Origin of the sequence: Kitasatospora sp. NPDC057542, assembly GCF_042801945.1 — a bacterium.
Lineage (GTDB): Bacteria > Actinomycetota > Actinomycetes > Streptomycetales > Streptomycetaceae > Kitasatospora.
Genome location: NZ_JBHVFE010000418.1, coordinates 1 through 8,027, shown reverse-complemented (window position 1 = coordinate 8,027; position 8,027 = coordinate 1). Strand labels below are relative to the sequence as shown.

The window sequence follows — 8,027 nt, the reverse complement described above, 5'->3', positions numbered from 1 at the left end:
CCCGGGAAGCGCAGGATTCCGCGCCCCCGGACCGGCACTCTCGTTATGATCGCCACCAGTCGCCGGGGAGGAGGGCCCGCGCATGTCCGAGAGCACACCTCGGCCGAGCTCCCTGATCCACACCGTCTACGGCGAGTTCGTCCGCCGCCTCGGCGGCTGGATATCCATCGCCGACCTGATCGCGCTGCTGGCCGAGCTGGACGTCGACGGCCCGGCCGTCCGCTCGGCGACGTCCCGGCTGAAGAAGGCCGGCACCCTGCTCCAGGAGCGCCGCGCGGGGACCGGCTACCGGCTCGCCCGGGCGATGGAGCCGGTCTTCGAGGAGGGCGACCGGCGGATCTTCCACAGCCTGGAGCCCGCCGAACTCGCCGACGGCTGGGTGGTGGCGGTCTTCTCGGTGCCCGAGTCCGCCCGCGCCCACCGCCACCAGCTGCGCTCCCGGCTGAGCTGGCTCGGCTTCGGCAACGCCGCCCCCGGGGTCTGGCTGGCGCCCGCCCGGCTGCTGCCGGACGCCCGCCGGCTGCTGGACCGGCTCGGGCTGAGCGCCTACGTCCATCTGTTCCTCTCCGCCGAGTACGCCGGCTTCGCCGACCTCCCCACCGCGGTGGCGAGTTGGTGGGACCTCCCGGCGATCGAGGCGCAGTACGCGGCCTTCGCCGACGCCTGGCGCCCGGCCGCCGAGGAGCTGCGCGGACGGTCGCCGGTCGACCCGGCCGAGGCGTTCCGCGACTACGTGCCGATGCTCACCCGGTGGCGCCGGCTGCCGTACCTGGACCCGGGGCTGCCCGCGCAGCTGCTTCCCGCCGACTGGAACGCGGTGCCGGCCCGGGCGGTGTTCACCGAGCTGCACGGGCTGCTCGCCGAGCCCAGCCTCCGCTACGTCGAGAAGGTCACCGGTCTGGTGCCGCGAGACCCGGCACCGCACGAGGAGCGGCCATGAACCGGCACACCCCCGCCGACCTGCTGATCCGCGCCGCCGCCGTGCATACCCTGGTGCCCGGCGAGCCGCCCCGCCGGGCGATCGCCGTCACCGGCGGCCGGATCACCGCCCTCTCCCCGTGCCCGACGGGCTGGACGCCCTGATCGGCCCGGCCACCGAGGTGGTGGACGCCCCGGGCGCGACCGTCCTGCCCGCCTTCGACGACACCCACACCCACCTGATCCTGGCCGGGCACAGCGTCCACGGCGTGCCGGTCCACCGGGCCCGTGACCTCACCGGGTTCCTCGGCCTGATCCGCGAGCGCGCCGCCCGCACCCCCGCCGGGGAGTGGATCCACACCACCGTCAACTGGCAGGAGGTGCTGCTGGCCGAGCAACGGATGCCCACCACCGGGGAGTTGGACACGGCCACCACCGAGCACCCGGTGCTGGTGCGTCGCGGCGCGTACAACATGGTGCTCAACTCCGCCGCGCTGCGGCTGGCCGGGATCACCGAGTCCACCGAGGCACCGCCCGGTGGTGTGATCGAGCGCGACGGGCGCGGGCGGCTCACCGGCCGGCTGATCGACCGGGCGGTCGAGCTGGTCGAGCGGGTGCTGCCGCGCCCCACCCTCGCCGAGCGGGTCGAGGGGCTGCGCGCCGCTTCCGCCGACTTCGCCGCCACCGGGATCGGCACCGTCCGCGACTGCCTGGTCCCGGTCGAGGACCTCGCGGTGCTGGACGCCGCCCGGGCCGAGGGCGCCCTCGCCGTTCGGGTCCGGGCGCTGGTCTCCGGCTTCGCCGCCCGCACGCCGCAGCAGGTGGACGCGTTGCTGGACCGGATGGACGACTGGCGCGCCACCGGCCGGGACGACGACCGACTGCGCCTCTGGGGCGTCAAGTTCGGCATCGACGGCGGTTTCGAGGCGGGCGCGGTGGAGGAGCCGTACCAAGGGCAGCCGTGCTACCACGGCCGGCTGCTCTGGGAGCCGGCCGAGCTGCTCGCGGCGGTGGACCGGGTGGTCGGGCGGGGCTGGCGGGTCGGGGTGCACGCCTGGGGCGACCGCGGGCTGCGCGTGCTGCTGGACGTCTTCGAGCAGGTGGCCGAGCGGCGCCCCGGCCTGCCGCCCGGCACGCTGGTGGTCGAGCACGGCGGCCTGGCCCGCCCCGAGCAGCGGGCCCGGGCGATCGCGCTCGGCACCCCGGTGACGGTCCAGCATCCGCTGCTGCACGACGGCGCGCCCACCCAGCAGCGGGCGTGGGGCGAGGAGCGCACCGCCGCGCTCTTCCCGCTGCGTGAGTGGCTGGACGAGGGCGCGTTGATCACCGGCGGATCGGACTTCCCGGTCGGCCCGTACGGCGCGATGGTGTCGGTGTGGGGCATGACCACCCGGAGCACCACGGCCGGAGTGGTCGGCCCGGAGCACGCGATCAGCCGGGCCGAGGCGGTCGCACTGCACACCGTGAACGCGGCCCGGCTGACCGGCGAGAGCGCGGTGCGCGGCAGCCTGCGGCCGGGGGCGTTCGCCGACCTCACGGTGTGGCCGCTCGATCCGCTGGACTGCCCGGTCGACGCGCTGCGCGAGCTGCGACCCACCCGCACGGTGGTGGGTGGACTTACCACGCACCACAGTTGACGCGCCGTCAGGCCGCGACGAGCTCCCGCAGGTCGATGCCGCGGTGCAGCGCACGCAGGTCCTCGTGCAGCGTGGACGGCGGAACGGCGAGCACCCCGCAGCGGGCCCGCTTCAGGCAGTGCCGGGTGACCGAGCGGCGCATCAGCCCACGCGTCCGGGCCCGGAGGCCACCCTGCTCGCCGGTGCTGACCACCAGCAGGTCGCCCGGACGGTCGGCGAGCTCGGTCAGCACCGCCGCGGCCTCGCCGCGCACGACCAGCGGCCGCACCGGCACGCCGATCGGCAGGCCGCCGAAGGCCTGCTCCAGTGCGCCCTCCATCCGCGCCTCGGCAAGCTCCTGCCAGGCCCGCAGCAGCGGCGGGCACGGCCGGGCGCGGTAGTTGCGCTCGCCGCCGACCGGCGTCCAGGCGAGCACCGGGACCAGAACGGCCTGCCGGGCCCGGGCCTCCTCGGCCGCCCGATGCAGGGCGGTCAGGCTGTGCAGTGAACCGCTGACTCCGACGATGACGCGGGCGCCGTCCGACATGATCCTTCACTTTCCGATGCCAAAACTCTTCAATGTCTGCGATTAGGCTGCCACAGTCGCCACTTAGCCTGCAAATCGAAGGCATTCACTGAATATCACCTTGCATCGCTCGGCATATCCATGCCCCGGCCGTCCACCGGCCGGACCTCCTGGAGCAGCCCCCAGGTGAAGTCGGCCTCGCACGCGCGCAGCCGCCCGTCGGCGTCCGGCGCCACGAAGTCCAGCCGGAACCTGGTCGGCGCGCTCCCCTCGCGCGGCACGGCGGGCGGGAACGCGACCCCCACGTCGCCCACCACGCAGCTCCACGGCGCGAGGTCGGCCAGCGTGCGCAGCACGGGCGCCGGGGCGCCCGCCGCCCGCACCAGCCACTCGTTCAGCAGCGGCCCGCCGATCTCCGCCGGACCGAGCAGGATCTCGAAGCGCAGCTCCGGCCAGAGCGGTAGCGTCCATTGCCGCGCGACACAGGCGAGGTCCCCGATCCGGCGCGGCACGCTCGCCTCGGCCGGCCCGAGCACGGCGGCGTACCGGGCGGCGCCGCGCGGAAACCGGGGCGCGCGGACCATCGCCTGCCAGCGCTTGTTGGCCTCCCGCATCGAGGTCCGGGTGGCACCGAGCCGCCGCACCGCCTCCTCGACCAGCCCGGGCTGGAAGTCGGCCATCCGGCGCAGCAGCACCAGCTGGAACTCGGTCACCCCGAAGCCGTTGATCGCCATGTCGAAAGCCTGGACCTTTCTGTTCGAGCATATGTTCGAATGGCGGCGTACGCTGGCCTCATGCACGGCACCGTCCACCTCCAGCCCTCGCTGTTCGACGACGCGGGCCACAGCGGCATCCGCCTCGGCCCGCTCGACGGCCTGCGCCGGCTGCCGCTCGGCGACGGCGCCTGGCTGGACCTGCTCCCGGGCTGGCTGCACGGGGCGGACGAGCTCTTCGAACAGCTGGCCACCACCGTGCCCTGGCGGGCCGAGCGCCGCGAGATGTACGAGCGGACGGTCGACGTCCCACGCCTGCTGGCCTCCTACCCGGCGCAGGCCGAGCCGCCTCACCCGGTGCTCGGCCTGGCCCGGGCGGCGCTGAGCCGGCACTACGCCGAGGAGCTGGGCGAGCCGTTCCGCACCCTCGGCCTCTGCTACTACCGGGACGGCCGGGACAGCGTGGCCTGGCACGGCGACCGGATCGGGCGCGGCGCCCGCGAGGACACCATGGTGGCGATCCTCTCCGTCGGCGAGCCGCGCACCCTGGCGCTGCGGCCCCGGTCCGGCGGCGCGGCGGTCGTGCGCCATCCTCTCGGTCACGGGGACCTGGTGGTGATGGGCGGCTCCTGCCAGCGCACCTGGGAGCACGCGATCCCCAAGACGGCCCGCCCGGTGGGCCCGCGGATCAGCATCCAGTTCCGGCCGCACGGAGTGTCCTGATCCCCCGCTTGCCGCGCACCCGCCGGGCGCGGAGGCTGGCGAGTGGGGCCGGTGGCGCTCAGCACCGGACACCGGGCCCGCCAGGAGGGCCGCATGCCGAAGCCGGGCATCTACCGCGCCGGAGTCCCGTGCTGGGTCGTGCTCACGACGCCGGACACCGCACGGGCACAGGCCTTCTACGGTGCGCTGTTCGACTGGGAGTTCGTCCCGACCGGCCCCGCCGAGGCGGTGGCCACCCGGTACGGCGCCCAGGTCGCGGCCGTCGAACGGGCCCGGCCGAGCGACCCGCCCGCCGTCTGGACCACCTTCCTCGCCTGCCCCGACCCGCTGCGCACCCTCGCCGTCGTCCGGACCGCCGGCGGGCACCTCGCCCGAGAGCCACACGAGGTGCCCGAGCAGGGTCGAGCCGCGCTCGCCGTCGACCCGCTCGGCGCGCGCTTCGGGCTCTGGCGGGCCGGCACCATCGACGGCGCCGGCCTGGTCGACGAGCCGGGCACGCTCGCCTGGAACGAACACCTCTCCCCCGACCCCGGCGCCGCCCGGTCCTTCTACCGCCGGGTCTTCGGCTACACCTACGACCGGCCGCGGGCGGGCCACACGCTCGCCCGGGTGGCGGGCCGCCCCGCGTGCAGCATCGGCCCCTCCGGCGCGGGCGCCCGCTGGCTGGCGCACTTCGCGACCGAGGACACCGACCGCACCGCCGACCGGCTGCGCGCGCTCGGCGGCACCGTCGTCACCGGGCCGGAGCCGGCGCCGTTCGGCCGCACCGCGCTGGTCCGGGACGACGCGGGCGCGGAGTTCGTGCTGGTCGCCGTCCCGGCCCGCGACTGCGCGGCGGCCGCCTGAACCCGGACCGCCGGATCACCCCCCTCGCCCACGGAGCCGGCACCATTCCTGTCGGACCGTCAACTTTCCTGCCTGGCAACAAGATTCATCAGCGCCCCGCGCCCTGTGGCGACCGGCCCCGCCGAACCGGCCGTCCGTTGCGAGCGCTACCGTGCTGGTATGAGTTCCTTCCTGCGCGCGTACCTGGTCGACCCCGCGGAGCTCCGCGCCCGCGTCGGCAGCGGCGACGAGGGGGCGGTGGACGAGGCCCTCGCCTACTTCGGCCCGTCCCTGGACAGGTCCGACGAACACTTCGCCGACGAGATCGCGCAGGGCGCTCCGACCGCTCTGGAGGCGCTGCGCGCCGTGGTGCACGGCGGGCCCTTCTCCGACAGCGAGGACCACGCCTTCCAGTACGCCTTCGCGTACCGGCGGCTGTGCTGGCTGGTCGGGCAGCCCCTGGAGGTCGACTCCTTCGGCCCGTTCCGGGGCAACTGGCTGGAGGTGGTCGACGAGGGCCTGAAGGCGTACGGGATCACCGCCGTCTCGGTCGCGGACTTCCAGTGCGGTGGCGGGCTTCCCGCTGAACTGCCCCACTGCGACGTGCCGTCCTGCAGCACCTGGTCGGCCGAGGACTGCCGGAAGGCACTGGACCGGTTCGAACAGGCCGAGCGCGCGGGCCGCACCCCCGCGCCGGAGCGCGAGGTGGCGGAGGCCGTCGCGGAGATCGTCCGCTGGCTCCGGCTCGCACGGCATCGGAAGGACGCCGACATCGTCGGCTTCGTCTCCTGAGCCCGTGAGCCGCAGAGCCCGGACGACCTCCGAGCAGCCCGCTCCCTGACCGCCGCGGGAGTCCCGGACGGCGACGGGACTCCCGGCTGCTGCGCACCCGCGGGCGTCAGTCCTTCACCGCACCGGCCAGCCCGGAGACCAGCTTGCGCTGCACCGCGATGAAGAAGATCAACACCGGCACGGTCATCAGCGTGGACGCCGCCATGATGCCGCCCCAGTCGTTCTCGTCCGGCTTGAAGAAGACCAGCAGCGCCGAGGGCAGCGTCTGGTTCTGGGTGGCGCTGATGATGAAGGTCTTGGCGAAGACGAAGTCGTTCCACGCCGCGATGAAGGAGAACACGCTGGTCGCGGCGAGGCCCGGAGCCACCAGCGGTAGCAGGATCCGCCACAGGATGCGGGTCCGGCTCGCCCCGTCGATCTGCGCCGCCTCCTCGATCGAGACCGGGACGGCCGCGACGAAGCCGCGCATCATCCAGATCCCGAACGGCAGCGAGAACGCCAGCTGCACCAGGACCAGGGAGGCCAGGGTGTTCAGCCCGATGCCCGGGGCGAACCGTCCCGCGTCGCGGAACATGAAGAACAGCGGGATGGTCAGCGCCTCGACCGGGATCATCTGGGCGATCAGGAACATCACCATGATGGTGGTGCGGAACCGGAACCGGAACCTGGTCACGGCCACCGCTGCCAGGAAGACCACGATCGCCGACAGCACCACCACCGACAGCGCGACGACCAGGCTGTTCACGAAGTAGCGGCCGAAGCCGTCCACGCTGAGCACCTGCCGGAAGCTCTCCAGTGTGGGGTGAGCGGTCCACGGCTTGGGGTCGAGCGACTGGATCTCGCCCTTGGGCTTGAAGGCCGAGAGCACCATCCAGAAGATCGGGAAGGCGGTGACCACGGCCAGCACGATCGCGCCGGTGTTGGCGGCCAGGCGCCACCGGCCGCGGGTGTTCCGGAGGCCGCGGGTGTTCCGGGGCGGCTTCACGGCAAGGGGGTTCGCCGGGCTCACAGTTCGTTCCCCGTCCGTCGCAGGGTGCGGATGTACAGGACCGTCGGGATCACCAGGATCAGCAGCATGACCACGCCGATCGCCGCGCCCAGCCCGTACTGCGAGGAGGCGAACGCCTTCTGGTACGCGTACACGTTGAGCACCAGGTTCTGGCCGGCGATGCCGCCGCCCTCGGTCATGACGTAGATCTGGGTGAAGACCTTGAAGTCCCAGATCACCGACTGGATCACCACGATGGTCAGGATCGGCCGCAGCATCGGCGCGGTGATCCGGCGGAAGGTGGTCCAGGTGTTGGCGCCGTCCAGGGCGGCCGCCTCCATGATCTCCTCCGGGATGGCCCGGATGCCCGCGTAGAGGGTGACCATCACGAACGGGTAGGAGTGCCACACCACCACGGCACCGACGATCAGGAACGCCGTCCACTTGTCGTAGAACCAGTTGAACTCGTGGAAACCGGAGAACCCGAGCCCCTCCAGGGTGTGGTTGACCAGGCCGAGGTTGGTGTCGAACAGGAAGCTCCACACCGTCGAACCGGTCATCGCCGGCGCCGCCCAGGCGGCCATCGCCGCGGTGGTCAGCGCCAGCCGCGGCCACCGGCCGACCTTGGTGAGCAGCACCGCGAGGGTGGCCCCGACGGCCAGGGTGGCGACCACGCAGAACGCGGCGAAGCCGATGGTCTGGAACAGCACCGTCCAGAACTGCTGGTCCTCCAGGATCTTCGTGTAGTTGCCGAGGCCGACGAAGGAGGTCGGAGCGCCGCCGGAGGCCTGGGCCTGCCCGAAGTCCAGGACGGACAGCAGGCCGAGCTGGTAGATCGGGTAGGCGACCAGCGGGATCAGGACGACCGCGGCCGGCAGGAGCAGCAGCAGCGGGGGCCGCCGGCGCCGGCCGCCCGGGGGTGCTGT

Annotated in this window: 10 protein-coding genes; 6 read left to right on the top strand and 4 right to left on the bottom strand. The window is 73.6% G+C overall.

Going from position 1 to position 8,027, the window contains the following annotated elements; genetic code table 11:
* Positions 1-82 precede the first annotated feature (82 nt).
* From ACFU7Y_RS34955 to ACFU7Y_RS34945, 3 genes are read left to right on the top strand one after another with little or no spacing between them, the layout of a single operon-like run.
* On the top strand, positions 83-940 hold the full coding sequence (locus ACFU7Y_RS34955) for a PaaX family transcriptional regulator C-terminal domain-containing protein (protein ID WP_224281137.1): 858 nt from the start codon (positions 83-85) through the stop codon (positions 938-940).
* Positions 937-1,083, top strand: coding sequence for a hypothetical protein (locus tag ACFU7Y_RS34950; RefSeq protein WP_380770770.1), 147 nt, complete (start codon positions 937-939; stop codon positions 1,081-1,083). The genes ACFU7Y_RS34955 and ACFU7Y_RS34950 overlap by 4 nt, the downstream gene beginning before the upstream one ends.
* Positions 1,059-2,555, top strand: a complete 1,497-nt coding sequence (locus ACFU7Y_RS34945) for an amidohydrolase (protein ID WP_380770769.1) — start codon at positions 1,059-1,061, stop codon at positions 2,553-2,555. The genes ACFU7Y_RS34950 and ACFU7Y_RS34945 overlap by 25 nt, the downstream gene beginning before the upstream one ends.
* Before the next feature lie 7 nt (positions 2,556-2,562).
* Here ACFU7Y_RS34945 and ACFU7Y_RS34940 read toward each other — a convergent pair whose 3' ends face one another.
* Both ACFU7Y_RS34940 and ACFU7Y_RS34935 read right to left on the bottom strand, forming a co-directional pair.
* Positions 2,563-3,081 (bottom strand): universal stress protein, encoded by a 519-nt coding sequence (locus ACFU7Y_RS34940; RefSeq protein ID WP_224281139.1) that lies wholly within the window; start codon positions 3,079-3,081, stop codon positions 2,563-2,565.
* Positions 3,082-3,176: 95 nt separating this feature from the next.
* Positions 3,177-3,794, bottom strand: a complete 618-nt coding sequence (locus ACFU7Y_RS34935; protein WP_224281140.1) for a hypothetical protein — start codon at positions 3,792-3,794, stop codon at positions 3,177-3,179.
* A gap of 60 nt (positions 3,795-3,854) precedes the next feature.
* Here ACFU7Y_RS34935 and ACFU7Y_RS34930 point away from each other — a divergent pair, with 60 nt between their 5' ends.
* The 3 genes from ACFU7Y_RS34930 (at position 3,855) to ACFU7Y_RS34920 (ending at position 6,113) form a co-directional block, all read left to right on the top strand.
* Positions 3,855-4,496 carry an alpha-ketoglutarate-dependent dioxygenase AlkB gene (locus ACFU7Y_RS34930; protein ID WP_224281141.1) on the top strand — a complete coding sequence of 214 codons (642 nt, stop codon included), beginning with the start codon at positions 3,855-3,857 and terminating at the stop codon, positions 4,494-4,496.
* A gap of 93 nt (positions 4,497-4,589) precedes the next feature.
* On the top strand, positions 4,590-5,342 hold the full coding sequence (locus ACFU7Y_RS34925; protein WP_380770768.1) for a VOC family protein: 753 nt from the start codon (positions 4,590-4,592) through the stop codon (positions 5,340-5,342).
* Between the two features lie 159 nt (positions 5,343-5,501).
* Entirely contained in the window at positions 5,502-6,113 is a 612-nt protein-coding gene (locus tag ACFU7Y_RS34920; protein WP_224283644.1) for a hypothetical protein, read from the top strand.
* 106 nt (positions 6,114-6,219) lie between these two features.
* Here the strand turns inward: ACFU7Y_RS34920 and ACFU7Y_RS34915 are convergent, their stop codons facing one another.
* Positions 6,220-7,098, bottom strand: a complete 879-nt coding sequence (locus tag ACFU7Y_RS34915) for a carbohydrate ABC transporter permease (RefSeq protein WP_224283645.1) — start codon at positions 7,096-7,098, stop codon at positions 6,220-6,222.
* Between the two features lie 20 nt (positions 7,099-7,118).
* On the bottom strand, positions 7,119-8,027 hold a 909-nt coding region (locus ACFU7Y_RS34910; protein WP_380770767.1), incomplete at its 5' end, for a carbohydrate ABC transporter permease.

What these genes read in the sequence shown, in the direction of transcription:
- ACFU7Y_RS34940 (WP_224281139.1), bottom strand. Translation starts at nt 3,081, where the DNA reads ATGTCGGACGGCGCCCGCGTCATCGTCGGAGTCAGCGGTTCACTGCAC.
- ACFU7Y_RS34955 (WP_224281137.1), top strand. Translation starts at nt 83, where the DNA reads ATGTCCGAGAGCACACCTCGGCCGAGCTCCCTGATCCACACCGTCTAC.
- ACFU7Y_RS34930 (WP_224281141.1), top strand. Translation starts at nt 3,855, where the DNA reads ATGCACGGCACCGTCCACCTCCAGCCCTCGCTGTTCGACGACGCGGGC.
- ACFU7Y_RS34920 (WP_224283644.1), top strand. Translation starts at nt 5,502, where the DNA reads ATGAGTTCCTTCCTGCGCGCGTACCTGGTCGACCCCGCGGAGCTCCGC.
- ACFU7Y_RS34935 (WP_224281140.1), bottom strand. Translation starts at nt 3,794, where the DNA reads ATGGCGATCAACGGCTTCGGGGTGACCGAGTTCCAGCTGGTGCTGCTG.
- ACFU7Y_RS34925 (WP_380770768.1), top strand. Translation starts at nt 4,590, where the DNA reads ATGCCGAAGCCGGGCATCTACCGCGCCGGAGTCCCGTGCTGGGTCGTG.
- ACFU7Y_RS34950 (WP_380770770.1), top strand. Translation starts at nt 937, where the DNA reads ATGAACCGGCACACCCCCGCCGACCTGCTGATCCGCGCCGCCGCCGTG.